Here is a 25,932-nt window from a genome sequence, read left to right as displayed (position 1 = left end):
GAATGCGAAGCGCCGCGCGCGAGCGCTGAAAAAGGCCTTGGCAAAATTCACGAACGCTTCTCCTCGCGTTTCGGCGCGGCATCCTTGATCAGATAGCCCGTCACCGATCGCTTCTTGTCGAGCCATTTTTGCGCGGCGTCGCGGACCTGTTCGGCGGTCACGGCGCGAATGCGATCCGGCCAGCTTCGGATATCGTCGACGCTCAGGCCGGAGGTCAGCGCACCGCCGTACCAGCGCGCCAGCGTCGCCTGGTTGTCCTGGGCGTAGATCGCTTCCGCAATGAGCTGGGTCTTGACGCGCTCGAGGTCCTCGGCGCGGATCGGGTTCTGTCCGATTTCCGCAATCACGCTGTCGATCACCTGCTCGATCTGCGAAAATTCGACGCCGGGCTTCGGCGAGACCGAGATCATGAACTGCGTCGCATCGAGCGAGGTGCCCTGATAGCCGGCGCCGGCGCTGACGGCGAGCTGCCGGTCGATCACCAGCGCGCGGTAAAGATAGGAGTTGGCGCCGCTGCCCATCAGTTGCGCGAGCACGTCGAGCGCCGGGCTTTCGCCCGCGGCGGCGGTGTTGGCGGAAGGAACGAGATAATAGCGGCGCACGCTGGTCTGTTCGACGCGAGGGTCGGACAGCGTCACGGTGCGCGGCGCTGCAGGCACCGGCTCCTGCGGCCGCAGCCGCTGCGCCGGGATCGCCGGCTGCGCCGGGATCTCGCCGAACGTCCGCTCCACCATCGGGCGGATATCCTTGGCGTCGACGTCGCCGGCGATCACCAGGATCGCATTGTTCGGCGCATAGAAGCGCTTGTAGAAGGCGAGCGCGTCTTCGCGGTCGAGCTTTTCGATCTCCTGGCGCCAGCCGATCACCGGGCGGCCGTAGGGATGATTGAGATACAGCGCCGCCATGATCTGCTCGGTCAGCCGCGCGTCGGGGTTGTTGGCGACCCGCATGTTGAATTCTTCCAGCACGACGTCGCGTTCCGGCAGCACGTTTTCGTCCTTCAGGATCAGGCCGGTCATGCGATCGGCCTCGAACTCCATCATCTTGGCCAACTGCTCGCGCGGCACGCGCTGGAAATAGCCGGTGTAGTCGGTGGAGGTGAAGGCGTTCTCGTTGCCGCCGATCCGAAGCACGGTCTTTGAAAACTCGCCGGCCGGATGCTTGGCGGTGCCCTTGAACATCAGATGTTCGAGAAAGTGGGCGAGGCCGGATTTGCCGGGTGTCTCGTCGGCGGAGCCGACCTTGTACCAGATCATCTGGGTGACGACGGGAGTGCGGTGGTCCGGGATCACCAGCACCTGCAGGCCGTTCGGGAGCGTGAAGGTGGCGGGACGCTCGGAGGTTACGGTGGTCTGGGCACTGGCGCTCTGCAGGGCCAGCGGCGGCACAATGAGCAACGTCAGCGCCGAGGCGAGACGGATCGCCATTCGAAGTCGTGAAGTCATGACGTGTGTTGACGGCAGTCAGCCTGGATATTCGCTGATTGCGGCCGGTCCTTCCTCGCTCGAGAAAATTCGATGGTGCAAAGCCGCGCCGCCGGCTTTCGGTTCGACGCGTTGCCGCTCGTCCTTCCGACGCACGATACCGGGCGGGAACCGGCGCGTCCTGAGACTGGCGCGGCCGCCGATGCGGCTGGCGCCCAGGTTCAACGCTCTTTACCCGTCATTACGTCGTATTGCTTGTCGAGCGATTGCTTCGGTCCGGTGCCGTAGGCGAAATTCGGCGATGGGGTCTGGTAGCCGGTCGGTGGCTGGGTCAGGGAGTCCCGCGTCGGCTCGCCCTGGAAGGGCGCGGTCTCGGTGGCGTTGCCGCCGAACATGTTCCTGAACAATCCGCCATCGTAACCAAGCTGCGATGGGCTGAGCATCGGATTGGACGAAGCGCCCGGCTGGATCGGGTCATTGTCCTTGCGAGCCGGCGCCGCGGTTCGGCCGACATTGAGTTCACTCGGCGTCAGGATGCGGGCCGATTGCTGAGGATCCTTGTTCTCTTTCTTGCGGGCCGCGATGGCGGCCTTGCGCCGGGCTTCATCCGGATCCTTCGGCCAGTTCGGCGCCTTCACCTCGGCCGACGTGGAAGCCGGCGGCGGCAGGGCGAGCTTGGGAGGCACCACCAGCGGCGACCGCTCGCGGTACTCGATACCCCGGTTCTCCATGTTGGTGCCGCCGATGCCGGCCATGATACCTTCGACGATCTTCTCCTCGAAGGTCTTGTCGTCCTCTTCATCGTCCTGGGCGCGCACAGGGCCGGATGCCATCACGAGGCCGATGCCCAGCGCGACGGCGGAGAGCTTCAGCGCTCTCCACGGGTTTTGCACAATCCAACCGCTGGCTTCGGTGTCGCGCATCGCGTTGTTCCTGTTCAAAAATCTTCGCGAGGGGGCGCCGCTGTGAGGCGCAGCTCCGTTCCTGCCTGGAGGGCTCGTATCAGCCGGGATCAGGGCGCTTTTGCGGCCGGCACCCCTAGGAAGGAATCATACAGCAGGGCCGCTACCCCGGCAACAATCGCCACGTCGGCCAGGTTAAACACGTACCAATTGAAGGTTTTTCCCCCGATCTGGAGGTGAAATAGGGCGAAATCGACCACCGCGCCATAGGCGAAGCGGTCGATGGCGTTGCCGATGGCGCCGCCGATGATCAGGCCGAGGGCGATGGTCGCCAGCACGGTCCGCGACCGCGCCATCCAGACCGCCAGAACCACCACCGCCACCGCCTTGACGATCATCAGCACGATCTGGGTGAACTGGCTTTCGCTCTGGAACCAGCCGTAACTGATGCCGGTATTCCAGGCCAGCACCAGGTCGAAGAACGGCGTGACCTTCACCGCGCCGCGGCGGGCGATGTCGAACACGAACAGCAGCCAGAGTTTCGACGCCTGATCGAGCGCAAGCGCGACCATGGCGGCCATCACCCCGGCGCGGAGGTGGGAGTTCATGGCGCCCCCGCCGCCGCAAAATAAGATGTCGTCCCGGCGAACGCCGGGACCCATACGCCGTGTCGGTCCTGTTTGGAAAGACTGCTCGCCATCTTCCTTTGTCTATCGCTGACGCCGGTGGTTATGGGTCCCCGCGCCGAGTGCGCAATTGCGCACCAGGCGGGGACGACAGGAATTACACGGTCACTCCCAGCGCCTTCCATTCGCGCAGCGCCTTTGCGTCGCGCGGCGAGACGTCGGGATATTCGGCATCCTCGCCGACGGTGGGCAGGATCTTCCACGACCGCGCGCACTTGGTGCCGACCGCCTTCTCGACCACGACGGCGACGCCGGGCACCTCGTTGAGGCGGAACGCAGCCGCCGGCGCCGCGTCATTGGTCGCCATCGCGTTCGAGGTGATGCAGACCTCGGCCAGATCGATATCGAACAGCGTCTCGAAAATCTTCCGGTCCGAGACATAGACCAGCGGCGAGGCCTCCAGCGAGGAGCCGATGCGCTTGGCGGCGCGTTCGACTTCCAGCGCGCCGGTGACGACGCGGCGGACGTTGCGGATGATCTCCCATTTCGCCGCCAGCGCATCGTCGCGATAGGCGCCGAGGTCCGTCGGGAAGGTGAGGAGGTGCACCGACCGGGTGCCTTCGGGCCGGTAGTTTACCCAGGCCTCGTCAGCCGTGAAGCTGAGCACGGGCGCCAGCCATTTCAGAATCGCGTCACACAGGATATCGACCGTGGTGAGCGCGGCCTTGCGCGCCAGCGAAGACGGCGGATCGCAATACAGCGTATCCTTGCGGATATCGAAATAGAACGCCGACAGCTCGGTGTTCATGAATGCCGCCAGCGTCGCCACCACCGTCTTGTAGTCGAATTCGGCATAGGCCTTGCGCACGATGGCGTCGACTTCGGCCAGGCGATGCAGGATCAGCCGTTCGAGTTCGGGCATCTCGGCGCGATCGACCACGTCGCCGGGCTTGAGATGCGCCAGCGTGCCGAGCATCCAGCGGATCGAGTTGCGCAGCTTGCGGTAGGTCTCGATGGTGTTCTTCAGGATCTCCGGGCCGATGCGCTGGTCGTCGGCATAATCGGTGGCGCAGACCCAGAGCCGCAGGATGTCGGCGCCGGAATCCTTCATCACCTTCTGCGGCTCGACGGTGTTGCCGAGCGACTTCGACATCTTGCGGCCGTTCTCGTCCAGCGTGAAGCCGTGGGTCAGCACCACGTCATAGGGCGCGCGGCCGCGGGTGCCGCAGCTTTCCAGCAGCGAGGAATGAAACCAGCCGCGATGCTGGTCCGAACCTTCCAGATACATCACGGTGTCCCGGCCGCCATCGACCTTGCGGACGATATTGCCGAGGCTGGGGAAATTCTGGCGGTCTTCCAGCACGAAGGCGTGGGTCGATCCGGAATCGAACCAGACGTCGCAGATATCGTCGACCTTTTTCCAGTCCTCGGCCGCGCGATCCCCGAGAAAGCGTTCGCGGGCGCCGTCCATGTACCAGGCGTCGGCGCCTTCCTCCATGAAGGCTTCGGCGATGCGCTGATTGACCACTTCGTCCTGCAGGATTTCGGCGGAGCCGTCGCCCTTTTCGCGCACGAACACCGCGATCGGCACGCCCCAGGCGCGCTGGCGCGAGATCACCCAGTCGGGCCGGCCGGCGATCATGCCGTTGATGCGGTTCTGGCCTGCCGGCGGCACCCATTGCGTCACCGAGATCGCACGCAGCGCGCGGGCGCGTAGCGTGTCGCCGGGCTTGGCCTTGCCGCCGTCGACAATGTCCTTGTCCATCGCAATGAACCATTGCGGCGTGTTGCGGAAGATCACCGGCTTCTTCGAGCGCCAGGAATGCGGATATTGATGCTTGAGCCGGCCGCGCGCCAAGAGCATGCCGGCCTCGACCAGCGCCTTGATCACGGCCTCGTTGGCGTCGCCCTTTTCGCCCTTGTCGTTGATGACGCGTTTTCCCGTGAAGCCCGGCGCGTGATCGGTGAAGGCGCCGTTCTCGTCGACGGTGTAGGGGATGGTGGTGTTGATGCCCCGCGGCTCCAGCTCGCGCGCATTCGCCATCCAGACGTCGAAGTCCTCGCGGCCGTGGCCGGGCGCGGTGTGGACGAAGCCGGTGCCGGTGTCGTCGGTGACGTGCTCGCCTGCGAGCAGCGGCACGGTGAACCCGTAGCCGCCGCCGGCGCCCTTCAGCGGATGGGCGCATTCCACTGCGTCCAGCGTGTCGGCCGCAATATCGCGTACCTTCTCATAGGCCGCGACGCGCGCCTGCTTGAACACGCTGTCTGCCAGCGCATCCGCCAGGATCAGGAGATCGCCGTTCCTGGCCCAGTTGTCGGCCGGCGCGTCGGTGACCTTGTAGAGGCCATAGGCGATCTTCGGCGAGAAGCTGATGGCGCGGTTGCCGGGCAGCGTCCACGGCGTCGTGGTCCAGATCACGACGCTGGCGGTGGCCAGCGCGCCATGCGCCGGCGACGTCACCGGAAATTTCACCCACACGGTATCCGAGGTGTAGTCCTCGTATTCGACTTCGGCCTCGGCCAGCGCGGTCTTTTCCACCACGCTCCACATCACCGGCTTGGAGCCGCGATAGAGCGTGCCGTTGGCGGCGAACTTCATCAGTTCGCGTGCGATCTGCGCCTCGGCGGGATAGCTCATGGTGGCGTAGGGATGATCCCAGTCGCCGATGATGCCGAGCCTTTTGAATTCCTCGCGCTGCACGTTGAGCCAGTGCGTCGCATAGGCGCGGCACTCCCTGCGGAACGCCACCATGGCGGCAGAGTCCTTGAAATCCGGCTTCTGCTTACCCTTGGAGCGGTAGTTCTCTTCCTCGATCTTCCATTCGATCGGCAGGCCGTGGCAGTCCCAGCCCGGCACGTAGTTGGAATCGAAGCCCAGCATCTGCTGGCTCTTGGTCACGACATCCTTGAGGATCTTGTTCAGCGCATGCCCGATATGGATGTTGCCGTTGGCATAGGGCGGGCCATCGTGCAGCACGAATTTCGCCCGGCCGGCGGCGGACTTTCGCAATTGATCGTAGAGGCCGATCTCGTTCCAGCGGGCCAGGATTTCCGGCTCTCGCTGCGGCAGCCCGGCGCGCATCGGGAATTCCGTCTGCGGCAGGAACAGGGTTTTGGAATAATCTGATGCGTCGGACTTCTGCGGCTTTTCGGACATGAATACTCTGGTTTGGCTCGAAGGGCGCTGGAAACGCGATTCATTCGCGGATGAACGAGGGAAATCCCGGTCTTGCGCCGAGCCGGAACTCAGGCGGAAGCCGGGCCGCTAATGGGGATGGTGCGCCGCGCAAACATGGGCTTTCCATAGCAGCCGGCCGGGGGAATCGCAAAGCCCCGCCGTCCGGCGATCCGGCAGGCGATCAACCGACCACCCCGAGCTTCGGGAAGGCGTCGGGTGCGGCGGCCAGGGCCGCGCGGGCGATGGCGCTGTCATCGTCCATCCGGGTCACCAGCGCCTCGACCGAGTCGAACTTCAATTCCTCGCGAATGAAGGCGATGAAGGCGACGTCCAGCGTCTCCCCATAGAGGTCGCCCTTGAAGTCGAACAGGAATACTTCCAGCAGCGGCGCGCCATTGTCGAAGGTCGGGCGGCGGCCGAAGCTCGCCACGCCATTGATCCGCACCTGGTCCTTTCCCTGGCCGCGGCCGACCCGCACCGCATAGATGCCGTGCTTGAGCCCGCAATTCTTGTCGAGGCGGATATTGGCGGTGGGATAGCCGAGATCGCGGCCGCGTTTCTCGCCGTGGATCACCTCGCCGGTGATGAACCACGGGCCGCCGAGCATCGTGGTGGCGTCGCCGATCTGCCCCTCCGCCAGCGCCATCCGGATCGCGCTGGAGGAGACCGGCCGTTCCTCGATATCGATATGGGCCTGGACGTCGACCTCGATGCCGAGCCGGGGGGCTTCAGAAACCAGAAGGCTCGGCGAGCCGACCCGGCCCTTGCCGAAATGGAAGTCGTAGCCGACCGCAATCCCGCTGATTCCGAGCCGTTCGATCAGGTCATGGTGAATGAAATCCTGCGCCGTGGTCCCGGCGCGCCCCTTGTCGAAGGTCATCACCACGGCGCCGGAAAGCCCGGTCCCGGCCAGCAGCCTGAGCTTGGCGGCCTCGTCGGTCAGCCGGAACTGGGGGGTGTTCGGGCTGAAATAGCGGCGCGGGTGGGGCTCGAAGGTCACCGCCAGCGCCGGCCGGCCATGGGCGCGCCCCATCTGCAGGGCGGCTTCAATCACCGCGCGGTGGCCGAGGTGGACGCCGTCGAAATTGCCCATCGCCACCACCGCGCCCCGGGGAATCGCGGTCGTGGGCGTGGTGTCGCGGATAACAATGAAGCCAGGCGTCATTTTCGGGGATTCTTGCTCAAATCGGATGGGGACGGGACCGTGACGTGGCGGCCCCAATGAAGTCAAGCGGGGCCCGATCGACCGTAGAACGGGTGTCTTGCCGGTCTTTCCCGCGGAGGTCGGTTAACGGGCTGTTTAACGGCTGATGCTACTGATGGGGGCGAACTGCGGGGCTTTTCGGCCCGATGCAGGCTCGTTGATGGTTTGTAGCGTTGCGGGGGAGTGAAGATGGCGGTTGATCTGTCGATGCCGGTTCTGGTGGTGGATGACTACAGCACCATGATCCGCATCATCCGAAATCTTCTGAAGCAGCTCGGCTTCGAGAATATCGATGACGCCAACGATGGATCGGCGGCGCTCAACAAGATGCGCGGCAAGAAGTACGGGCTGGTGATCTCCGACTGGAACATGGAGCCGATGACCGGCTACGACCTGCTCCGGGAAGTCCGGGCCGACCCCAATCTCGCCACCACCCCGTTCATCATGATCACGGCCGAATCCAAGACCGAAAACGTCATCGCCGCCAAGAAGGCCGGCGTGAACAATTACATCGTCAAGCCGTTCAACGCCGCCACGCTGAAGACCAAGATCGAGGCGGTATTCCCGGACATGGCGAACGCGTAAGGCGCGCTACACCCCCTCGGGACGATGCATCCAGGTTAACGGCTAGCGCCATTTCCACCTCAGATGCTCCATCCTTCGAGACGCATCGCGGAGCCTGTCATCGGGCGCGCATTCGCGCGACCCGTTGGCGATGCTCCTCAGGATGAGGTCTCAGTCCCTCATGGTGAGGAGCGCGTCTTCGCGCGTCTCGAACCATGAGGCCCCGCGTGAAGCGTACTGGTTCGGGCAAGCTGGAAAACGCTCCAGAACCCACTACCACCTCAGCTCCCGCGTCAGCGCCTTTGGCGGGTGGCCGAACAATTCCTTCACCGACGCCGGGTCGAGCTGGTCGATGCCCTCGAACTCCTCGGAGTGGATGCCGCGGGTCACGAACAGGCAATCGATGCCGAAGCCGTGCGCGCCGGCCAGGTCAGTCCGCACGGAATCCCCGATCGCCAGCACGCGGTTGAGCTCGATCGGATGGCTGTGGCGCTCGGCGGCGAGCTCCATGGCGCGTTCGTAGATCGGCCGGTGCGGTTTGCCGTAGAAGATCACCTCGCCGCCGAGTTCGCGGTAGAGTTCGGCGATCGCGCCGGCGCAATAGATCAGCCGGTCGCCGCGCTCGACGACGATGTCGGGATTGGCGCAGATCAGCGTCAGCTTGCGCTCGCGGGCCTTGAGCATCATGCCGCGATAGTCCTCGGCGGATTCGGTTTCGTCGTCGAACAGGCCGGTGCAGACGATGTAGTCGGCCTGCTCCAGCGGCGCGAGCACCGGATCCAGGCCGCGATAGATCGAGTTGTCGCGCTCCGGGCCGAGCCAGAACATCTTCTTGCCGGGATGGCCGGCGACGAAATGCCGGGTCAGGTCGCCTGAACTGACGATGGCGTCATAGGTCTCGTCGGCGATGCCCATCTTGCGCAATTGCCGCTGCACGGAGTCCGCGGGCCTTGGCGCGTTGGTGATCAGAATGACCGCGCCGCCCCGGGCACGAAACGTATGCAGCGCCTCGCAGGCTTCGGGAAAGGCCTCGAGCCCGTTGTGAACCACGCCCCAGATATCGGAGAGCACGACGTCGACGCCATCGACGAGGTCGCGCAGCTTCTCGACGAACGTCAGCGCCGTCATGACGGGGAACGCCGGTCAGCCCGGTCCGGCGGCGCGGCGCGCCAGCGCGGCATTGCCGGTTGCCCGCGGCGGGGGCTCGATGGCCGGACTGTTGAGTGGAGCCGTATTGCTGGAGCCATGGGGTTCCTGCGCCTTGTCTGGAGTGGCCCCGCCGGTAGCAGATGCCCCCTCGGGCCGCAACGGCCGCGGCGGTGCAAACAGAAATCCCTGCCCGAACCGCACGTCATAGTCGAGCAGATCGACCACGGCGCGTTCCCCCTCGATCTTTTCGGCGATCAGGTCGATGCCGAAGCGGCCGAGCAGGTCGGAAAGGTCCGAGGGGTGAATGTCGGATGTGGAGGTCTGCTTCGGGTCCAAGAGCAGCGCTGCCGGCACCTTGATGAAGCGGACCCCGCGGTCGGCGAGTTCCCGCGGCTCGATCCGCAGGTCGGTGACGTGATCGATCGAGAAACGGAAGCCGCGCTGCGCCAGCGCCGCGAGATGCTCGGTCTCGGTCAGACCGAGGTTGCGGAACGTCGCCTGCTTGAATTCGAGCACGAAGGACGGCGCCAGCGCGCGATTGGCTTCGAGGAAATCGAGGCATTGCGCGAAGGTGGCGGGATTGCCCAGCGTCGCCGCGGCGACGTTGCAGAAGATCCCGACATCCTTGTTGCGCACCATCAGCCGGCGCAGCACCTGCACGCAGCGCAGCATCACCATGTTGTCGATCCGCCCGATCAGCCCGCCGGCTTCGGCGACCGCGATGAAATCCTCGGCGGCGAGAATCTGGTCCTTGTCGTCGCGCAGCCGCGTCACCGCCTCGTAGAAGCGCACCTTGCGCTGCGGCAGCGTCACCATTGGCTGCAGATAGATATCGATGCGGTTTTCCTCGACCGCGCTTTTGACCGCGGCGAGCAGCTGCGCCTGGCTGCGCGAAGGCGCGGTCTGGGCGGCGGGGGCAGCAGCCGCGGCGGCGGGAGTGGGCGCTGCCGTGGCGGCGGGCGCTACGGCAGGGGCCTCGGCCGCAGTGCCGGTTTCCTCGGCGGCAAACGTCAACTCGTTCTGCGCTTGCCTGTCCGGCGGCTGAACTGCGGCGCCCGAGGCCAGCAGGTCGTCATGGCCGGCGACGGAGACCGCAAGCTGCTTGACCAGCATCCCGAGCTCGTTGATTTCGCCAACCACGTTCTGGATGCGGTCGGCTCCGGCTGAATTGGCCGACGCCACCCGGCCCTCGACGGCGGCGAGGCGGCGCCCGAATTCGGCGACCTGGCGGGCGAGGTCGGCGGTGCCGCGCGACAGGTCGGCGATCTGGCCGCCGACGTCGGTGCGGTCGCGTAGCCGCATCGACACGGCATTGTAGAGGATCAGGAAGGTCAGCGCGGTCAGCGCCACGATCGCGGATTCCGATCCGCTGATGCCTGCCACCGAATACAGGATCAGGCCGAGGGAGGCTGCGACCAGCACCATGCAGATGGCGATGAAAATCGTGGAAATGCGGATCATGTCGCGCGCAACGCCCTCAAGACCAGACTGCCCCCGCTTCCGGAAAACGCGCAACCTTCAGGAATCGGTCGTATCGTGCGCTCCCCCAAGCGGCGCAAGCTTAGCATCAATGTTGATTCGCAGGGCTAGTGTTCTTTTGAGCGGCGCCGAACTGTCCTCCGGCTCAAGCGTATTCTGGTTCAGCTCTCCCTCGCCCCGCAAGCGGGGCGAGGTGAAGAGGCCGCGGCGGCGCTACGCTACCGCGCGGATCACCTTGGCGACCTTGGCGACGATTTCGCCGATCTGGTCTTCGCTGACGATCAAGGGCGGCGTCAGCGCCAGGGTGTCGCCGGCGACCCGCAGCATCAGGTCGTTGTCGTGGAAGGCGCTGTTCAGCCCGTCGAAGCCGCGCTTGCCTGGCATATCCGGGCGCGACGCGAGATCGATGCCGGCGGTCAGGCCGACGGTGCGGATATCCACCACATTGGGCTCGTTCTTCAGCGACATCACCGCGTCGGCGAATTTCGGCTCGAGCTTGTTGGCGCGCTCGAACAGCTTCTCGTCGCGGTAGATATCGAGGGTCGCGAGCGCCGCGGCGCAGGCGATCGGGTGCGCCGAATAGGTGTAGCCGTGGGTCAGTTCGACCATGTGTTCCGGGCCGCTCATGAAGGCGTCGTGGATGGTGTCGCGCACCAGCACGCCGCCCATCGGCGCCGCACCGTTGGTGATGCCTTTGGCAAACGTCAGCATGTCAGGCAATACGCCGTAGCGTTCCGCCGCGAAGGCGAAGCCGAGCCGGCCGTAGCCGGTGATGACTTCGTCGAAGATCAGGAGAATGCCGTGCTTCTGGGTGATCTCGCGCAGCCGCTTCAGATAGCCCTTCGGCGCCGGCAGCACGCCGGTCGATCCCGCCATCGGCTCGACGATGACGGCGGCGATGGTGGAAGCACCGTGCAAATTGACCAGCCGCTCCAGCTCCTCGGCAAAGTGCGCGCCATATTCCGGCTCGCCCTTGGTGAAGGCCTGCTTGTCGCGGTCATAGGTGTGGGGCAGGTGATCGACGCCGGCGAGCAGCGTGCCGAACATCTTGCGGTTATTGACGATGCCGCCGACGGAAGTACCGCCGAAGCCGACGCCGTGATAGCCGCGCTCGCGGCCGATCAGCCGGGTGCGGGTGCCCTGACCCTGAGTCTGGTGATAGGCCAGCGCGATCTTGAGCGCGGTATCGGCAGCCTCCGATCCGGAGTTGCAGAAGAACACGTGATCGAGGCCCTTGGGCGCGAGATCGGCGATCCGGCTGGCGAGTTCGAAGGCCTGCGGGATGCCGAACTGAAACGGCGGCGCATAATCCAGCGCGGCGGCCTGCTTGCCGATCGCTTCGGCGATCTGGCTGCGGCCGTGGCCGGCATTGCAGCACCACATGCCGGCGGCGGCGTCGATGATCTTGCGGCCGTCGACGGTGAGATAATGCATGTCCTTGGCGCCGGCGAGCAGCCGCGGGTTCTTCTTGAACGCACGGTTGGCGGTGAACGGCATCCAGTGCGCGGCAAGGTCGTTGGGGACGTTGACGGCGGCGGGCTTCGGGCTCTTGTCCAGCATGGGGGCCTCTTCAATTTTGGGGCGTGGCGCTATTCAAACAGGCTATCAGCTTCGTCGCGCCACGGGAACGCCAATGCACCGCAATATTTCCGCTCGATCGGGCGGATTGACGATGGTTTTGCGCGCTCAGAGGTCGGCGGCGGCGATCCAGAACACTTCGCCGTCGGATTCCTCGGTGTCGAGCCACAGCAGCGGCAGTTGCGGGTAGGCGGCCTCCAGCGCCGGCCGGCAACGGCCGATCTCGCACAACAGCCCGCCCTGCGGCGTCAGGTGCCGCCCGGCCTCATCGAGGATGCGCCTGACAATGTCGAGCCCGTCGGGGCCGCCGTCGAAGGCGAGCTTCGGCTCGGCGCGGCATTCGCGCGGCAAACCGGCCATGCCTTCGGCGTCGACATAGGGCGGATTGGAAATGATCAGGTCGTAACGCTTGCCGCCGACCGGCTCGAACAGGTCGCCCCGGTGCAGCGTCACCCGGTCCTGCAGGCCGTAATCGGCGACATTGCGCGCGGCGACGGCGAGCGCGTCCCTGGAGATATCGACCGCGTCGATCCGGGCATTGGGGAATCGCCGGCTCGCGAGGATCGCAAGACAGCCCGAGCCGGTGCAGAGGTCGAGCACGCTTTCCATTGCCAGCGGATCGTCGATCAGCGAGCCGCCGGCGTCGTCATCCTCGCCGCCGAAATGGGAGTCCAGCAACTCGCCGATGAAGGAGCGCGGCACGATGGTGCGTTCGTCGACATAGAACGGCAGGCCGCGCATGTAGATCTTGTTGACGAGATAGGCGGCCGGTTTCCGCGTGGCGACGCGGCGCGCGATCACGTCGAGGATCGCCTTGGCCTCCTGCGCCGTGACCCGCGCGGTCGCGAAGGCCTCGAACTGGTCGGGATGCAGATGCAGCGTTTCGCAGACCAGGAAGGCGGCTTCCGCCACCGGATCGGTGGTGCCATGCGCGAACGCCAGTCTGGCCTCGACGAAGCGGCTCGTCGCATAGCGCACGAAATCGAGCAGCGTCAGCAATTCGCCGGATGCGACCTTGGGGAGCTTGGCGGCGGCAGGCCGCTTCGCTGCCGGTTTCGAGCGCCTGGCCATCAGGATTTGGTCCAGCGCGCAGCGGCGTCGTCGTCATGGCTGCGCGCTTCGACCCAATTCGTGCCTGCGGCGCTTTCCTCGCGCTTCCAGAACGGCGCATTGGCCTTCAGGTAATCCATCAGGAACTCCGCCGCCTGGAACGCCGCCTGCCGGTGCGCGGAAGCCGTCAGCACCAGCACGATATTTTCACCGGGCGCGATGCGGCCGACGCGATGGATCACGGTCAGCCCGGTCAGCGGCCAGCGCGCCATCGCGGTCTCGGCGTGCCGCATGATCTCGGCTTCCGCCATGCCCGGATAATGTTCGAGCGTCAGCGCGGCGATGCTCTCGCCGTTCTCGCTGCCGCGGCAGATCCCGGAGAAACTGACGACGGCGCCGATGTCGGTGCGCCCGCTCGTCATCGCCGCGATCTCGCGGCCGATGTCGAAATCGGCCTCCTGGATGCGGACGGTGGCGATCGCGGTCATCGGGTCAGCCGCCGGTCATCGGCGGAAAAAAGGCGATCTCGCGGGCGCCGGCGATGACGGCGTCCGGCTTGACGTGGGCGTGGTCGATCGCGGCGCGAATCACCTTGGGCTTCTCGAAGGCGTATGCGTAGGTCTCGCCGCGGCCCGCCAGCCAGGCGATCAGATCGTCCACCGTGCGCACATCGGCTGGCGGTTCGATCGTTTCCTCGGTCTTGCCGATCCGTTCGCGCACCCAGGCGAAATACTTGACCTTCATCCTCCATCCTCCTCGATGAGATGATGGATGCCGGAGCGGAAATAATCCCAGCCGGTGTAGATGGTGAAGATCGCCGACAACCACAAAAGGGCGATGCCGATCAGCGTGGTCGCGGGCAATACCATCTCGCCGGCTTCGCCGGCGATCAAAAAGCCGATCGCGACCAGCTGGATGGTGGTCTTCCATTTCGCAAGCCGGGTGACGGGAACGCTGACCCGCAGGGCGGCGAGATATTCGCGCAGGCCCGACACCAGGATTTCGCGGCACAGGATCACGATGGCGGCCCACAGCGTCCAGCCGTGGATGCTGGAGTCCGCCGCCAGCATCAACAGGCAGGATGCGACCAGAAGCTTGTCGGCGATCGGATCGAGCATCCGGCCGAAGGCCGACTGCTGATCCCAGATCCGCGCATAATAGCCGTCGAGATAATCGGTAATCCCGGCCGCAATGAATACCGCCAGCGCCACCCAGCGCAGCCACAACGGGCCGTCCATCACGGATTGGGCGAAGACGCAGCCGACTACCACCGGAATCGCGGCGATCCGGCCGTAGGTCAGGATATTCGGCAGGGACAGCGAATTCCTGGCCGTCCCCTTTGTGGTCGCGATGTTCATCTGTCTTACCAATACCGCCCAAGCCCAGAGGTCAACTGTGCGGCGCCCGTGATCCCTTGCAGACGACGCAAATCTGGCACGCGAAACCGCCCCTATCCCGGCTGCGCGTGGAAAAATTCGAAAATCTTGCGGGCGCTTTCGGCGCTGACGCCCGGAACCTTGCCGAGATCGGCGATCGAGGCCCGCTCGATCTCCTTCAACGTTCCGAAATGGTGCAGCAAGGCCCGTTTGCGGGACGGGCCGATGCCCGGGATCTCCTGCAGGCCGGCTTCGCGAATGTCCTTCTTGCGCAGCTTGCGGTGCGAGCCGATCACGAATCGGTGCGCCTCGTCGCGCAGCCGCTGGATGAAATACAGCACGGGGTCGCGCGGCTCGAGCTTCAGCGGCTCCTTGTCCGGCATGAACAGGGTCTCGCGGCCGGCGTCGCGGTCCGGCCCCTTGGCCACCGCCAGCAGCGCCACCCCGGTCAGTCCGAGGCCGGCGAAGATCTCCCGGACGGCGTTGAGCTGGCCGCGGCCGCCGTCGATGATGACGAGGTCGGGCCATTGCGGAAACGAATCGTCGTCCGCCTTCTGTTTGGCGGCGTCACCTTCGGCGGCCTGAGTCATCAGCCGCTTGAAGCGGCGCTGCAGCACCTCGCGCATCATCGCGTAGTCGTCGCCCGGCGTCAGGCCTTCGGACTTGATGTTGAACTTGCGGTACTGGTTCTTGATGAAGCCATCCGGCCCCGCCACGATCATGGCGCCGACCGCGTTGGTGCCCTGGATGTGGCTGTTGTCGTAGACCTCGATCCGCTTCGGCGGATGCGCCAGCCTGAGCGTGGTGACCAGCCCCTGCAGCAGCCGGCCTTGCGTCGCGGTATCGGCCAGCTTGCGGCCCAGCGCCTCGCGCGCATTGGTGAGCGCGTGGCTGATCAGCTCCTTCTTTTCGCCGCGCCGGGGCGTGGCGATCTCCACCTTGAAGCCGGCCTTGATCGAAAGCGCGTCGGCCAACAGCCCGGTCTCCTCGATCGCATGCGACAGCAGGATGAGCTTCGGCGGCGGCTTGTCGTCGTAGAACTGGGCGAGGAACGAGGACAGCACCTCTTCCGGGGTGAAGGATTTCTCCGCGCGGGGAAAATAGGCGCGGTTGCCCCAGTTCTGCCCGGTGCGGAAGAAGAAGACCTCGATGCAGGAATAGCCGCCCTCCTGATGGATGGCGAAGACATCGGCTTCCTCGACGGTGTGCGGATTGATGCCCTGCTGCGACTGGATCGCGGACAGGGCGGCGAGCCGGTCGCGGTAAAGTGCCGCGGTCTCGAAGGCGAGATTGGCCGAAGCCTTCTCCATCTCGCCGGCGAGTTCCTGCTTCACCGCGCGGCTGCGGCCGGAAAGGAAATCCGTCGCCTCGCGCACCAGTTCGGTATAGCCGGGAAAATCGATCTCGCCGGTGCAAGGCCCGGCACAGCGGCGGATTTGATAGAGCAGGCAGGGCCGGGTGCGGCTTTCGAAGAACGCGTCGGTGCAGGAGCGCACCAGAAAGGCGCGCTGCAGGGCGGTGATGGTGCGATTGACCGCGCCTGCAGAGGCGAACGGACCGAAGTACCGTCCGGGCCGCGACTGCGCGCCGCGATGCTTGAGGATCTGCGGCGCCCAGTGGTCGCCGGTGATCAGGATATAGGGAAACGATTTGTCGTCGCGCAGCTGCACGTTGAAGCGCGGCCGCAACTGCTTGATCAGATTGGCTTCCAGCAGCAGCGCCTCGGTTTCGGTCGAGGTCGACACGATCTCGACCGAAACCGTGGCGGCGATCATGCGCAGGATGCGCGCCGGCTGCGGCGCCGAAACCCGCGCATAGGAGGAGAGCCGCTTGCGGACGTTTTTCGCCTTGCCGACATAGAGCACGTCGTTTCCGGCGTTGAGCATGCGGTAGACGCCGGGCGAGGTCGGCGCGAGCCGCACCGCCTGCTCGATCGCGGCATGGCCGACCGCGAGCCGGCCTTCCGGCAGCACGTCGGCTGATTCGTCCGGGGCCTCCGGCAGCCGCGCCTCGTCGTCCTCTTCGATGCCCGCCGTCGCCGGGTCGATATCCTCCAGCGCCGGGTCCGGCGGCGGCAGATCCGCGGGCCGGGAGGCCGGACCGGAGCCGCGCCGCGCCGTCCGCGGGCCGGAAACCTTGGGATTGTCGGTAGAATCGTTGTCCATCGGCCGAATACTTAAGCGCTGGGGCCGGGCATCGCCAGCGTCGCGGCGGGGACGGAAGGCGCAGCCACCGCTGCTGCGATCCGGCGCGCCGGATCCGCCGCCTAACGCTTTGTTAAGAATGATGAGCGGGCGGTAACCGGCCTTAACAAGCCTTTAACTTAAAACTCTCGATAAATCTTATCAGAAAAAGATCGAGTTCCGTAACCATGCGGCTTCGCATCGCGCCCCCGCCGGGCGCCTTTCGAAGCGGAAGGTCACGGCAGTTGCGTTGGGAGAGTGCGATGAAGAAGTTCGTATCGGGCGCGGTGGCGCTGGTCGCCGCAGGCTGGACCATGGCGGCGCAGGCGGCCGACATGAATTACGGAACGCGGGCTCCCTATACCGTCAACCAGCCGCTCAATGCCTATAGCTGGGCCGGCCCCTATCTCGGCGGCAACATCGGCTATGCCTGGGGCAAGGTCGACAACAACCCGACCAAGCCGTCGGGTTTCGTGGGCGGCGTGCAGGGCGGCTACAACTGGCAGAACGGGCCATGGGTGTTCGGCGCCGAAGCCGACATCCAGGCGACCGGCGCCGATGAAACCTTCGCGCCGTGGAAATTCTCGAATCCATGGTTCGGCACCGTGCGCGGCCGGGTCGGCTACGCCTTCAACAACATCCTGTTCTTCGGCACCGGCGGTCTGGCGTTCGGCGAATTGCGCGGCGAGACCTTCGGGCTGTCGGAGACCCATACCAACGCCGGCTGGACCGTGGGCGCCGGCGCCGAGTTCGGCCTCGCCCAGCACTGGAGCGCCAAGATCGAATATCTCTACGTCGATCTCGCCAACTCCAACTTCACCATCACCGGGGCGTCGAACGGCTATCGCTTCGGCCTGGTGCGCGCCGGCGTGAACTATCACTTCTAAACAAGAAAACTGGACCACCTTAACCTCCCGGCCGCTTGCAGCGGCCGGGATTTTTTTGCGGTCTCAAAATGCGCGTTTGGCTGCCCGTGTCATCTGCGCGAAGACGCGCGGAGCCTGTCATCGGGCCGCGCTACGCGCGGACCCGTTGGCGCTTTGGCCCGGGCACGCCCGATTTCGTCAAAATGATTTTGAACGCGGCGCTAGGAAATCACGAGGTTGACCGCCTTCGGGCCCTTGCCCTTCTTGTCCGGCTCGACCTCGAAGGTGATGCGCTGTCCTTCGGTCAGATCCTTCAACCCGGCCCGCTCCACTGCGGTGATGTGCACGAATACATCGCGTCCGCCGTCATCGGGCTTGATGAAGCCATAGCCACGTTCCCCGTTGAAGAACTTGACCGTACCCGTCATGGCCATCGGGAAACTCCTCCCCCGCATTGCTCCCGCCGCTGGGCGCGTCCCGCGCGCAACGGCCCGACCGGACATTCGCTGCCGGAGAGCTTGGCCACTTGCGGATTAGGCCGTCACGCCGATCCGTCTTGGCATTCTACGAGGCCTTGTCACTCCGCCGCTCCCATATGCGAAAGCGGAACGTAAGCCAGTCCCTGTAGGAGCGAGCATAATATAGTTCCCGGCAAATTGCCTACCGTTCTGATCGGACTATTGCGGGTGGCCGTCCGCCGCAGCCCCGGGGGCCTCGGGCTTACTACGGTTTGGGTACCTCCAGCCGGAAGCGGCCGGCGCCGCCCTGGCCGAGCGGCTTTTCCAACTCGGGAAGGATCGCCTTCAACTCGCCCATCAGCGTCCATGGCGGGTTGACCATCAACAGGCCGGTCGAGGTCAGGCCGCCGCCCGCGACCTGCGGCGCCACGCTGAATTCCAGCCGCAGGCATTTTCCCGGCGGGGCGGTAGAAGCGGCCACCCCGGCGACATGCCGCGCCAGCTCATCGGTGGCGCGCCGGCTTTTCACCGGATACCACAGCAGGTAGCTGCCGGTCGGCCACTTCGCGAAGGCCCCGGCGAAGCCGTCGGCCAGCCGTTCGAACTCGTCCTTTGCCTCGAAGGGCGGGTCGATCAAGATCAGCCCGCGCCGCTCCTTCGGCGGCACGAAGGCCGGCAGCGCCATCCAGCCGTCGAGGTCGACCACCCGGGCCTGGGTGTCGCGCCGCAGCGCCTCGATCAGGCGCTTGCGCGCCTTCGGTTCGACCTCGCAGGCGGTCAGCCGATCCTGCGGCCGCAGCAGCGCCCGCGCGATCAGCGGCGAGCCGGGATAGGCCACGAGGTCACGCTGCGGGTTGAACGCCCTGACGATGTCGAGATAGGGCTTGATCAGCGGCGCGGTCGTTTCCGAGAACCGCGCCTGCATGATGCGCGCAATTCCCGTGGTCCACTCGCCGCCGCGGCGCGCTTCCTCGGAGGTGAGATCGTAGACCCCGGCGCCGGCATGGGTGTCGATGACGCGAAACGCGGCCGGCTTTTCCTGCAGATAGGTCAGCATCCGCACCAGCACGATGTGCTTGATGACGTCGGCGAACGAGCCGGCATGAAAGGCGTGACGGTAGTTCATGGGGGAAAACCTGGCGCCCGCTGAGAGGAGATGCAGGCGTCTTCTACGCGTCATGGCCGGGCTTGTCCCGGCCATCCACACCTTTGGCTGACAAGACCAAAGAAGAAGACGTGGATGCCCGGGTCGCAGACAAGTTTACGCAGTCTGCGCAAGGCAGACTACTATGGCCGGGCATGACGGTTGAAAATCAGCCGCCCCGCATCGGCGGCATCACCACCTCGTCGCGGCGGCAGGCGCGGCGATCGGTCTCCTCGCAGGCGCGGAACTGCAGGTCCTTGCTCATGCAGATGCGCACCTCGCTGAGCCGCTTCTTGCCGCAGACCACCGCAATCGCCGAAGCGCTCAGGCCCGGATTGACCTTGATGAAGGCTTCCTCGACCTCGGCCGGTGCCAGGGTCTTCTCGGCGGCCAATTCGAGATATTCCGGCGGGATCTTCACCGCGGCCCGGGCCTTGCGGATGGTCTCGAAATAGGCCCGCGCGCCGAGCCCGGAGCAGGTGCCGTGCTTGTCCCATTCGGCAAAGATCAGCCCGGGCGCCGGCATCACATCCAGCATCGACCTCATGATATTGCGATCGAGCCGCGGCGACGGCCGCAGGCAGTAGTTGGGAAAGCCGCGCTCATATTGCGGCCACAACCCGTGGACCACGAAGGCGTAGGGCCGGCCGCACTGGATTTGCTGCGAACGCCCGCTGTTGCCGCGCTCGGCCGCTTCCTCGCAGTAGGAGGGCGACCAGGACAGCGACAGCACGTAGAAATCGAACTCGCCGGGGGCATTCTGACGGCGATCCTGCGCCGAAGCCGGTCCCGCGATGCCGATCGCGGCGGCCACGGCGAACAGGCCCAATGAGATCAATGCCTGCGAAATCCAAATCCGCGAAGGACGAAACATGGCGACGCTCCCATACCCGAAACCGCCCGGGAGCCTAGCAGGCGATCGGAACATTTCAAGAACAAAATAAGGAAGGACGGCTTCGAGGCTGTTCGCGAAGGTCAGGTTGGCCCGGAAAGGGCGCCCGACTCAGGGCTTGGCGGCCTTGCAGCTGGGATTATAGGCCCAGTTGCGGTCGAGCCCGGTGACGCACCATTCGACGCCCTGGCCGAAGCCGGCAAAGCCGCCGTCTTCGATGATCGAGTAGTGCACCTGCCGCATCTTGCCGTCGCTCAGCATCACGTCGGCGCTGCAATAGCGGCGCGGAATGTTGTCGGACTGCCAGGGCCGGAACGCGGTTTCATGGACCTGGCCGTAGGCGGTGATCCGCAGCGACGAGTTCCAGTAGGTGCTTTCCTTCTCCCAGAACTGGTTGGTGATGGTACCAAGTGCGGCAGTGCATTCCTTGACCCGTCCGTCGTAGCGCGGCCCGAACAGTCCGAAATTCAGCTCCAGCGGATTGGCGGCTTCGGCCGCCTGGCCAAACGACAACAGTCCCAGCATGACGCCGAACGCGGTGCCGAGAGCGGGTCGTTTCAGGGATGTGAAGAAGTCGCGCATGGGCTATCCGCCGGATGTTCCAACGCCTGGGACGGTGCCGCGAAGCCCGCACGAGGTCAAGTGCAACGCGGCAACACCTGCCGATTAGTGCGCCTTCGGCCGTTACCCGTTCTTTTCATGGCGGCCGATGCGCCTTAAGGTGTCTTCCAGCCAAATGGAGTCTGCGATGCGAAAGTTCGGGGCCGCGAGCCTGGTTGCCATGTGCGGGATTGCCATGTGCGGGATGCTGGCGTGCGCGCCGGCGCAGGCCCAATGGGTGCCGCCGATCAAGGGCAACGACACCGGCGGTATCGTTGCCTATTCGCTGGCGTCGCAGATGGATGTTCGCGCGCGGGCGATCGACCACTGCGCCTTTTACGGCAAGGTGGTGAAATTCCTCGCCGTGCAGCCTGATGAGGGCGGCTACATCTCCTTCGCCTGCCGCTGGTTGCCATATGGCGCGGCCGGAGGGCCGGTGCGCGCCAACTACTGAACCGGACTACCGATCTGACAAAACCTGCCGGGGAGCGCGGAGCATGACGCGACAGCTGCTTGCCTTCTGTCTGGGCTCCTGCCTGCTGGCCGCACTGCCGGCGTTCGAGGCGCGCGCGGCGGAATTGCCGGTGCGCAAGGCGGGCCTGTGGGAGATGAAGACGTTGCGGACCGGCTCGCCGATGCCGGAGATGACGATCCAGCACTGCACCGACGCGGCCACCGACAAGGAAATGAGTTCGTCGTTCTCGCCGGCGTCGAAGGAGATGTGTTCGAAGCAGGACATCCAGAAGACCGCGACCGGCTATGTCACCGATTCCGTCTGTAGCGTCGCCGGCGTGACGATCACCTCGCATGCCGAGATATCGGGCGACTTCAATTCCGCCTACACCGTCAAGTCCACCTCGCATACCGATCGCGGTCCCGCCGCCGTGCCGCGCGATTCGACCGCGACGATCGAGGCGAAGTGGCTGGGCGCCTGCAAGCCCGACCAGAAGCCCGGCGACATCGTGATGCCCGGCGGCATCAAGATGAACATCACGGACATGGAAAAGCTGAAGGGCATGATCCCGAAGCAGCTGCCGAAATAATCCGGAACTGACTCCCCGCAAGCGGGGAGAAGGAGAAGAGGACTAAACCGGCACCCGCACCGTGGCGCGTAACCCGCCCAGCGGGCTGTCGCCGAGGGTGATGTCGCCGCCATGCGAGCGCGCTATGTCGCGGGCGATCGCCAGCCCCAAGCCGGTGCCGCCCTCGTCCTGGTTGCGGGCGTCGTCGAGCCGCAGGAACGGCTTGAACACCTCCTCGCGCATGTCAGGTGGAATGCCCGGCCCGTCGTCGTCGATCGTCACGGTGAGATAACGGTGGTCGCGATGGCCGGTGATCGCGATCGTCCTGGCGTGCCTTGCCGCGTTGGAGACAAGGTTGGCGAGGCAGCGCTTGAACGACGCCGGCTTCACCGTCACCACAGGCAGGCCGTGAAACGATACCGTCGCGGTGTGGCCGTTGCGCTCGGCGTCGCTGCGCAATTCCTCCAGCGCCATCGCCATGTCGGTCGGTTGCGCGTGTTCGCCGCTGTCGCCGCGCGCGAACGCCAGATAGGCCTCCAGCATGCCGGACATCTCGTCGACATCCTTGCGCATGCCATCGACCTCGGGACTGTCGCCGATCAGCGCCAGCTCCAGTTTGAAGCGGGTCAGGATGGTGCGCAGGTCGTGGCTGACGCCGGCCAGCATCGCGGTGCGCTGTTCAATCGAGCGCTCGACGCGCGCTTTCATTTCCAGGAAGGCGTGCGCCGCGCGGCGCACTTCGCGCGCGCCGCGGGGCCGGAAGTTCGGCGCCTCGCGGCCCTTGCCGAAACTTTCGGCGGCATCCGCCAGCCGCAGGATCGGCTTGATCTGGTTGCGCAGGAACAAGACCATGACGATCAGCAGGATCGACGAGGTCCCCAGCATCCAGAAGATGAAGATCTCCGAATTTGACGCATAGGCGGCGCTGCGCTGCGCAAAGATCCGCATCACCGCGTCGTCGAGCTGAATGCGGATTTCTACCAGGTTGGAGCGGCCGACGGTGTCGATCCAGAACGGCTTTGCGATCTGCCGGCCGAGCTGTACCGACAGCGTCTGGTCGAGCAGCGAGAAGAACGGTTTTGGGCCGGGCGGCGGCATGTCGCCGACCGGGAGGAAATCGACCACCAGCCCGAGCCGTTGCTGGGCGATGCGCCGCAGCTGCGCGCGGTCCTTGTCCTGCGGATAGACCTTGTAGACATCGATCAGCGTGGCGACATCGGCCACGACGGCGGCGGAGAGCCGCCGCGTCACCGTGTTCCAGTGCCGCTCCATGAACACGAACGCCACCACCGACTGCAGCACCACCATCGGCACGATCATGATCAGCAGCGCGCGGGCGTAGAGCCCGGTCGGCATCCAGCTCTTGAACGCGTTGCCCATCCAGCCATTGGCCGCGGAGACGCGCCGCGAAGCGGTGCGGATCAGCGTCAGGCCGGTGTCGAGCGTGCTCATCGGGCTGGTTTCACTGCAAAGGGCTCAAGGGGAAGCGACCAGGCGATAGCCGACGCCGCGCACCGCCTGCAGGAACAGGGGATTGGCCGGATCCTTTTCGATCTTGCGCCTGAGACGGTTGATCTGCACGTCGACCGCGCGCTCGTTGACGGAGCCGTCGCCGGTGAGCGCGCTGCGCGGCACGGTCTCGCCCGGGGCGCTGGCGAGAATGCGCAGCATCTCGCGTTCGCGATCGGTGAGATGGACGATCTCCTCGCCCTGGCGCAGTTCGCCGCGGTCGAGGTGGTAGACGTAGGGTCCGAACGCGACCTGCTCCAGCGTTTCCACCGGCGGCGGCGCGGTGCGCTTGAGGATATTGCCGATCCGCAGGACCAGCTCGCGCGGCTCGAACGGCTTGGCGACGTAATCGTCGGCGCCGATCTGCAGGCCCTCGATGCGGGCTTCCGCCTCGTGGCGCGCCGTCAGCATGATGATCGGCACCGAGGACGAGGTGCGGATGAAGCGGGCGAGATCGAACCCGGTTTCGCCGGGCATCATCACGTCGAGGATCAACAGGTCGAAATGCAGGCCGAGCAGCTTGGCGCGGGCGTCGCTGGCGCTCATCGCCGTGGTGACGCGGTAGCCTTCGCCGCAGAGGAAGCGCGACAACAGATCGCGGATGCGGCGGTCGTCGTCGACCAGCAACAGATGCGGGGCGTCGTCAGCCGGTTTCGGCGGTGTCCGCGCGAGGGTGGCAGCCTGGATCACGCCTGGTCCTTTGCAATTGCGTTGCCGGTGCCGAGAATCGTCGCCAGCACCTTGTCGGGATCGTCGCGATCGATCATCGCGCGCAGGAATTTGCGGACCTCATCGGCGGCCTCGGGCGTGACGTCCCGCAGCGCGCGGTTGATGCGGTCGGTCTGCAATCCCGCGAGCTTGCCGACCAGCGCCTCGCCCTTGGCGGTGGCGTAAAGCAGGCGCTGCCGCCGGTCGTTGTTGCCGGTCCGCTGCACGATATAGCCTTCGTCGAGCAGCTGCTTGAGAACCCGCCCCAGCGACTGCTTGGTGATGCGCAGCACGTCGAGGAGATCGGCGACCTTGAGCCCGGGATAGCGGTGGACAAAGTGAAGCACCCGGTGATGCGCCCGCCCGAAACCGAACGCCTCCAATTCGTGATCGGCGTCGCCGACGAAATCCCGGTAGGCGAAGAACAATAGCTCGATGATATCCCAGCGCAAATCGGCGTGGCCCGGGGCGGGGGACCGCGCTTCGCCGGCCCTCGAATCAGGGTCGGTAGAGGATGCTGAGAAATTTATGTCAGCCATATTGACGTATCTTGGGTTCAATGTTACAAAACTGTCAGCCGCGACGAAATATTAAGTCGTATCGTGCGCGGTACAGTTCCAAGGGGCCGGACAAGGCCTGAAGTGGCGGTCGAGTGCGAACAAGGCCGTGAATTGTTGACCGTACGATTGTCGAGCGGCATTTCGGCAAACATACTGGACTTCCGCATTCCACAAAAGCATGTCCTAAGGACGTGCCGGCGGGGAGCCGGCCGCAAGGCCGGCCAGCTCGAGGCCAGGCGTCACTAACAGCGCCACGGCGCAGACGCGAGACCAGCGTCAATCCGGGAGAGAGCCCATGGGAGTTTCGTTTGAGCAGGCCCGGAGAGCCAGGCCGACGCCAGAAATAGCGTCGGTTCCGACAGCGGGAAACGAGGGAATGAGTTTGAAGTTCGAAATCCATCCTGCGACGAATCCGGCGTCCGAGAAGGAGCGCGCGGCAAAGCTCGCGGACCCGGGCTTTGGCCGGGTTTTCACCGATCACATGGCTGTGGTCCGCTACAATCGCGCGAAGGGCTGGCATGACGCGTGCGTCGAAGCACGTGCGCATTTCCCGCTCGATCCGGCCGTAGCCGTCGTGCACTATGCGCAGGAGATTTTCGAAGGCCTCAAGGCCTACAAGCGCGACGACGGCGGCGTGAACCTGTTCCGCCCCGACGCCAATGCCCGGCGCTTCCGGAGTTCGGCTGAGCGCATGGCGATGGCGCTGCTGCCCGAACCTGTGTTCATCGAAGCGGTCGAGCAGCTCGTGCGCATCGACCGCGCCTGGATCCCAGGCGGCGAGGGCAGTCTCTACCTGCGGCCCTTCATGATCGCGAGTGAAGTCTTCCTCGGTGTGAAGCCTTCCGAGGAATACATCTTCGCCGTCATCGCCTCGCCGGTCGGGTCCTATTTCAAGGGCGGACCTGCGCCGGTGTCGATCTGGGTGTCGGAGAACTACACGCGCGCCGCGATCGGCGGCACCGGCGCCGTCAAATGCGGCGGCAATTACGCCGCGAGCCTGCGCGCGCAGGCCGAGGCCATCGATCACGGCTGCGATCAGGTGGTTTTCCTCGATGCGGTCGAGCGCCGCTACATCGAGGAACTCGGCGGCATGAACGTCTTCTTCGTGTTCGACGACGGTTCGCTGCTGACGCCGCCGCTCGGCACGATCCTGCCGGGCATCACCCGCGATTCGATTATCGCGCTCGCGAAGGATTCCGGCACGCGCGTGCGCGAGGAGGCCTACACGATCGAGCAGTGGCGCGCTGATGCCGCCAGCGGCAAGCTGAAAGAGGCCTTCGCCTGCGGCACAGCGGCTGTCATCTCGCCGATCGGCAAGGTGTGTTCCGCGAGCGGCGATTTTCTCATCAGCGGCGGCGCGGCCGGCCCCGTCGCCATGGGGCTGCGCAAGCAGCTGGTCGACATCCAGTACGGTCGCGCGGCCGATCCGCACAACTGGATCAGAAAGGTGCTGTGACGGG

25 protein-coding genes are annotated in these 25,932 nt (G+C 65.3%); 5 read left to right on the top strand and 20 right to left on the bottom strand.

Translation table 11 applies throughout. The features are described 5' to 3' along the window. Positions 1-47: 47 nt before the first annotated feature. From KMZ68_RS21975 to KMZ68_RS21955, 5 genes are all read right to left on the bottom strand, one after another. Positions 48-1,427 (bottom strand): M16 family metallopeptidase, encoded by a 1,380-nt coding sequence (locus tag KMZ68_RS21975; protein ID WP_249779447.1) that lies wholly within the window; start codon positions 1,425-1,427, stop codon positions 48-50. 218 nt (positions 1,428-1,645) lie between these two features. Next, positions 1,646-2,347 (bottom strand): hypothetical protein, encoded by a 702-nt coding sequence (locus KMZ68_RS21970; protein ID WP_215613240.1) that lies wholly within the window; start codon positions 2,345-2,347, stop codon positions 1,646-1,648. Positions 2,348-2,436: 89 nt separating this feature from the next. After that, on the bottom strand, positions 2,437-2,934 hold the full coding sequence (gene lspA / locus KMZ68_RS21965; RefSeq protein ID WP_215613239.1) for a signal peptidase II: 498 nt from the start codon (positions 2,932-2,934) through the stop codon (positions 2,437-2,439). Positions 2,935-3,109: 175 nt separating this feature from the next. Further along, positions 3,110-6,109 carry an isoleucine--tRNA ligase gene (ileS, locus tag KMZ68_RS21960; protein ID WP_215613238.1) on the bottom strand — a complete coding sequence of 1,000 codons (3,000 nt, stop codon included), beginning with the start codon at positions 6,107-6,109 and terminating at the stop codon, positions 3,110-3,112. 202 nt (positions 6,110-6,311) lie between these two features. Continuing rightward, positions 6,312-7,295, bottom strand: coding sequence for a bifunctional riboflavin kinase/FAD synthetase (locus tag KMZ68_RS21955; protein WP_215613237.1), 984 nt, complete (start codon positions 7,293-7,295; stop codon positions 6,312-6,314). A gap of 228 nt (positions 7,296-7,523) precedes the next feature. Here KMZ68_RS21955 and KMZ68_RS21950 point away from each other — a divergent pair, with 228 nt between their 5' ends. Next, positions 7,524-7,919: a response regulator gene (locus tag KMZ68_RS21950; protein WP_215613236.1), complete on the top strand. Its 396-nt coding sequence runs from the start codon at positions 7,524-7,526 to the stop codon at positions 7,917-7,919. A 252-nt stretch (positions 7,920-8,171) separates the two neighbouring features. Here the strand turns inward: KMZ68_RS21950 and KMZ68_RS21945 are convergent, their stop codons facing one another. The 8 genes from KMZ68_RS21945 to uvrC form a co-directional block, all read right to left on the bottom strand. Further along, positions 8,172-9,026, bottom strand: a complete 855-nt coding sequence (locus tag KMZ68_RS21945) for a TIGR01459 family HAD-type hydrolase (protein WP_215603431.1) — start codon at positions 9,024-9,026, stop codon at positions 8,172-8,174. Positions 9,027-9,041: 15 nt separating this feature from the next. After that, positions 9,042-10,508: an EAL domain-containing protein gene (locus tag KMZ68_RS21940; protein ID WP_215613235.1), complete on the bottom strand. Its 1,467-nt coding sequence runs from the start codon at positions 10,506-10,508 to the stop codon at positions 9,042-9,044. 231 nt (positions 10,509-10,739) lie between these two features. Continuing rightward, positions 10,740-12,086: an aspartate aminotransferase family protein gene (locus tag KMZ68_RS21935; RefSeq protein WP_215613234.1), complete on the bottom strand. Its 1,347-nt coding sequence runs from the start codon at positions 12,084-12,086 to the stop codon at positions 10,740-10,742. Between the two features lie 126 nt (positions 12,087-12,212). Beyond that, a complete protein-coding gene (prmB, locus tag KMZ68_RS21930) occupies positions 12,213-13,175 on the bottom strand; it encodes a 50S ribosomal protein L3 N(5)-glutamine methyltransferase (RefSeq protein WP_215613233.1) in 963 nt (320 codons plus the stop codon). Continuing rightward, positions 13,175-13,642 carry a molybdenum cofactor biosynthesis protein MoaE gene (locus KMZ68_RS21925; RefSeq protein ID WP_215613232.1) on the bottom strand — a complete coding sequence of 156 codons (468 nt, stop codon included), beginning with the start codon at positions 13,640-13,642 and terminating at the stop codon, positions 13,175-13,177. The genes prmB and KMZ68_RS21925 overlap by 1 nt, the downstream gene beginning before the upstream one ends. A 4-nt stretch (positions 13,643-13,646) precedes the next feature. Further along, entirely contained in the window at positions 13,647-13,898 is a 252-nt protein-coding gene (gene moaD / locus KMZ68_RS21920) for a molybdopterin converting factor subunit 1 (RefSeq protein ID WP_215613231.1), read from the bottom strand. After that, positions 13,895-14,512: a CDP-diacylglycerol--glycerol-3-phosphate 3-phosphatidyltransferase gene (gene pgsA, locus KMZ68_RS21915; RefSeq protein ID WP_215613230.1), complete on the bottom strand. Its 618-nt coding sequence runs from the start codon at positions 14,510-14,512 to the stop codon at positions 13,895-13,897. The genes moaD and pgsA overlap by 4 nt, the downstream gene beginning before the upstream one ends. 92 nt (positions 14,513-14,604) lie before the next feature. Then, positions 14,605-16,695 carry an excinuclease ABC subunit UvrC gene (uvrC, locus tag KMZ68_RS21910; protein WP_215613229.1) on the bottom strand — a complete coding sequence of 697 codons (2,091 nt, stop codon included), beginning with the start codon at positions 16,693-16,695 and terminating at the stop codon, positions 14,605-14,607. A 281-nt stretch (positions 16,696-16,976) separates the two neighbouring features. Here uvrC and KMZ68_RS21905 point away from each other — a divergent pair, with 281 nt between their 5' ends. After that, positions 16,977-17,600: an outer membrane protein gene (locus KMZ68_RS21905; RefSeq protein ID WP_215613228.1), complete on the top strand. Its 624-nt coding sequence runs from the start codon at positions 16,977-16,979 to the stop codon at positions 17,598-17,600. Positions 17,601-17,800: 200 nt separating this feature from the next. Here the strand turns inward: KMZ68_RS21905 and KMZ68_RS21900 are convergent, their stop codons facing one another. From KMZ68_RS21900 to KMZ68_RS21885, 4 genes are all read right to left on the bottom strand, one after another. After that, positions 17,801-18,013: a cold-shock protein gene (locus tag KMZ68_RS21900; protein WP_027536987.1), complete on the bottom strand. Its 213-nt coding sequence runs from the start codon at positions 18,011-18,013 to the stop codon at positions 17,801-17,803. 289 nt (positions 18,014-18,302) lie between these two features. After that, complete coding sequence (locus tag KMZ68_RS21895) at positions 18,303-19,163, bottom strand: 23S rRNA (adenine(2030)-N(6))-methyltransferase RlmJ (protein WP_215613227.1); 861 nt, start codon at positions 19,161-19,163, stop codon at positions 18,303-18,305. A gap of 187 nt (positions 19,164-19,350) precedes the next feature. Further along, positions 19,351-20,055 (bottom strand): ribonuclease T2 family protein, encoded by a 705-nt coding sequence (locus KMZ68_RS21890; protein WP_215613226.1) that lies wholly within the window; start codon positions 20,053-20,055, stop codon positions 19,351-19,353. Positions 20,056-20,184: 129 nt separating this feature from the next. After that, positions 20,185-20,655 (bottom strand): hypothetical protein, encoded by a 471-nt coding sequence (locus tag KMZ68_RS21885; protein WP_215603420.1) that lies wholly within the window; start codon positions 20,653-20,655, stop codon positions 20,185-20,187. Positions 20,656-20,821: 166 nt separating this feature from the next. Here KMZ68_RS21885 and KMZ68_RS21880 point away from each other — a divergent pair, with 166 nt between their 5' ends. Together KMZ68_RS21880 and KMZ68_RS21875 are read left to right on the top strand one after the other, a co-directional pair. Continuing rightward, the gene (locus KMZ68_RS21880) at positions 20,822-21,127 is read left to right on the top strand and encodes a hypothetical protein (protein ID WP_215613225.1); all 306 of its coding nucleotides are present in this window, start codon (positions 20,822-20,824) and stop codon (positions 21,125-21,127) included. 43 nt (positions 21,128-21,170) lie between these two features. Then, positions 21,171-21,716, top strand: a complete 546-nt coding sequence (locus KMZ68_RS21875; RefSeq protein WP_215613224.1) for a DUF3617 domain-containing protein — start codon at positions 21,171-21,173, stop codon at positions 21,714-21,716. Between the two features lie 42 nt (positions 21,717-21,758). Here the strand turns inward: KMZ68_RS21875 and KMZ68_RS21870 are convergent, their stop codons facing one another. The 3 genes from KMZ68_RS21870 to KMZ68_RS21860 are packed head-to-tail and all read right to left on the bottom strand — an operon-like array spanning position 21,759 to position 24,451. Then, positions 21,759-23,147: an ATP-binding protein gene (locus tag KMZ68_RS21870; protein ID WP_215613223.1), complete on the bottom strand. Its 1,389-nt coding sequence runs from the start codon at positions 23,145-23,147 to the stop codon at positions 21,759-21,761. Positions 23,148-23,171: 24 nt separating this feature from the next. Beyond that, entirely contained in the window at positions 23,172-23,894 is a 723-nt protein-coding gene (locus KMZ68_RS21865) for a response regulator (RefSeq protein ID WP_215613222.1), read from the bottom strand. Continuing rightward, positions 23,891-24,451: a MarR family winged helix-turn-helix transcriptional regulator gene (locus tag KMZ68_RS21860; RefSeq protein ID WP_215613221.1), complete on the bottom strand. Its 561-nt coding sequence runs from the start codon at positions 24,449-24,451 to the stop codon at positions 23,891-23,893. The genes KMZ68_RS21865 and KMZ68_RS21860 overlap by 4 nt, the downstream gene beginning before the upstream one ends. A gap of 397 nt (positions 24,452-24,848) precedes the next feature. On the opposite strand from KMZ68_RS21860, the gene KMZ68_RS21855 reads away from it, so the two are divergent. Beyond that, positions 24,849-25,928: a branched-chain amino acid aminotransferase gene (locus tag KMZ68_RS21855; RefSeq protein ID WP_215603414.1), complete on the top strand. Its 1,080-nt coding sequence runs from the start codon at positions 24,849-24,851 to the stop codon at positions 25,926-25,928. Positions 25,929-25,932: the final 4 nt, after the last annotated feature.

It is taken from the genome of Bradyrhizobium sediminis, from assembly GCF_018736105.1.
Lineage (GTDB): Bacteria > Pseudomonadota > Alphaproteobacteria > Rhizobiales > Xanthobacteraceae > Bradyrhizobium.
The sequence above is the reverse complement of the archived record's forward strand: the minus strand, read 5'-3'. Positions and strand labels throughout refer to the sequence as shown.

Bases quoted from the DNA above. Each gene is read 5' to 3' on its own strand.
- KMZ68_RS21975 (WP_249779447.1), bottom strand. From the start codon at position 1,427: ATGGCGATCCGTCTCGCCTCGGCGCTGACGTTGCTCATTGTGCCGCCG.
- KMZ68_RS21970 (WP_215613240.1), bottom strand. From the start codon at position 2,347: ATGCGCGACACCGAAGCCAGCGGTTGGATTGTGCAAAACCCGTGGAGA.
- lspA (WP_215613239.1), bottom strand. From the start codon at position 2,934: ATGAACTCCCACCTCCGCGCCGGGGTGATGGCCGCCATGGTCGCGCTT.
- ileS (WP_215613238.1), bottom strand. From the start codon at position 6,109: ATGTCCGAAAAGCCGCAGAAGTCCGACGCATCAGATTATTCCAAAACC.
- KMZ68_RS21955 (WP_215613237.1), bottom strand. From the start codon at position 7,295: ATGACGCCTGGCTTCATTGTTATCCGCGACACCACGCCCACGACCGCG.
- KMZ68_RS21950 (WP_215613236.1), top strand. From the start codon at position 7,524: ATGGCGGTTGATCTGTCGATGCCGGTTCTGGTGGTGGATGACTACAGC.
- KMZ68_RS21945 (WP_215603431.1), bottom strand. From the start codon at position 9,026: ATGACGGCGCTGACGTTCGTCGAGAAGCTGCGCGACCTCGTCGATGGC.
- KMZ68_RS21940 (WP_215613235.1), bottom strand. From the start codon at position 10,508: ATGATCCGCATTTCCACGATTTTCATCGCCATCTGCATGGTGCTGGTC.
- KMZ68_RS21935 (WP_215613234.1), bottom strand. From the start codon at position 12,086: ATGCTGGACAAGAGCCCGAAGCCCGCCGCCGTCAACGTCCCCAACGAC.
- prmB (WP_215613233.1), bottom strand. From the start codon at position 13,175: ATGGCCAGGCGCTCGAAACCGGCAGCGAAGCGGCCTGCCGCCGCCAAG.
- KMZ68_RS21925 (WP_215613232.1), bottom strand. From the start codon at position 13,642: ATGACCGCGATCGCCACCGTCCGCATCCAGGAGGCCGATTTCGACATC.
- moaD (WP_215613231.1), bottom strand. From the start codon at position 13,898: ATGAAGGTCAAGTATTTCGCCTGGGTGCGCGAACGGATCGGCAAGACC.
- pgsA (WP_215613230.1), bottom strand. From the start codon at position 14,512: ATGAACATCGCGACCACAAAGGGGACGGCCAGGAATTCGCTGTCCCTG.
- uvrC (WP_215613229.1), bottom strand. From the start codon at position 16,695: ATGGACAACGATTCTACCGACAATCCCAAGGTTTCCGGCCCGCGGACG.
- KMZ68_RS21905 (WP_215613228.1), top strand. From the start codon at position 16,977: ATGAAGAAGTTCGTATCGGGCGCGGTGGCGCTGGTCGCCGCAGGCTGG.
- KMZ68_RS21900 (WP_027536987.1), bottom strand. From the start codon at position 18,013: ATGGCCATGACGGGTACGGTCAAGTTCTTCAACGGGGAACGTGGCTAT.
- KMZ68_RS21895 (WP_215613227.1), bottom strand. From the start codon at position 19,163: ATGAACTACCGTCACGCCTTTCATGCCGGCTCGTTCGCCGACGTCATC.
- KMZ68_RS21890 (WP_215613226.1), bottom strand. From the start codon at position 20,055: ATGTTTCGTCCTTCGCGGATTTGGATTTCGCAGGCATTGATCTCATTG.
- KMZ68_RS21885 (WP_215603420.1), bottom strand. From the start codon at position 20,655: ATGCGCGACTTCTTCACATCCCTGAAACGACCCGCTCTCGGCACCGCG.
- KMZ68_RS21880 (WP_215613225.1), top strand. From the start codon at position 20,822: ATGCGAAAGTTCGGGGCCGCGAGCCTGGTTGCCATGTGCGGGATTGCC.
- KMZ68_RS21875 (WP_215613224.1), top strand. From the start codon at position 21,171: ATGACGCGACAGCTGCTTGCCTTCTGTCTGGGCTCCTGCCTGCTGGCC.
- KMZ68_RS21870 (WP_215613223.1), bottom strand. From the start codon at position 23,147: ATGAGCACGCTCGACACCGGCCTGACGCTGATCCGCACCGCTTCGCGG.
- KMZ68_RS21860 (WP_215613221.1), bottom strand. From the start codon at position 24,451: ATGGCTGACATAAATTTCTCAGCATCCTCTACCGACCCTGATTCGAGG.
- KMZ68_RS21855 (WP_215603414.1), top strand. From the start codon at position 24,849: ATGAGTTTGAAGTTCGAAATCCATCCTGCGACGAATCCGGCGTCCGAG.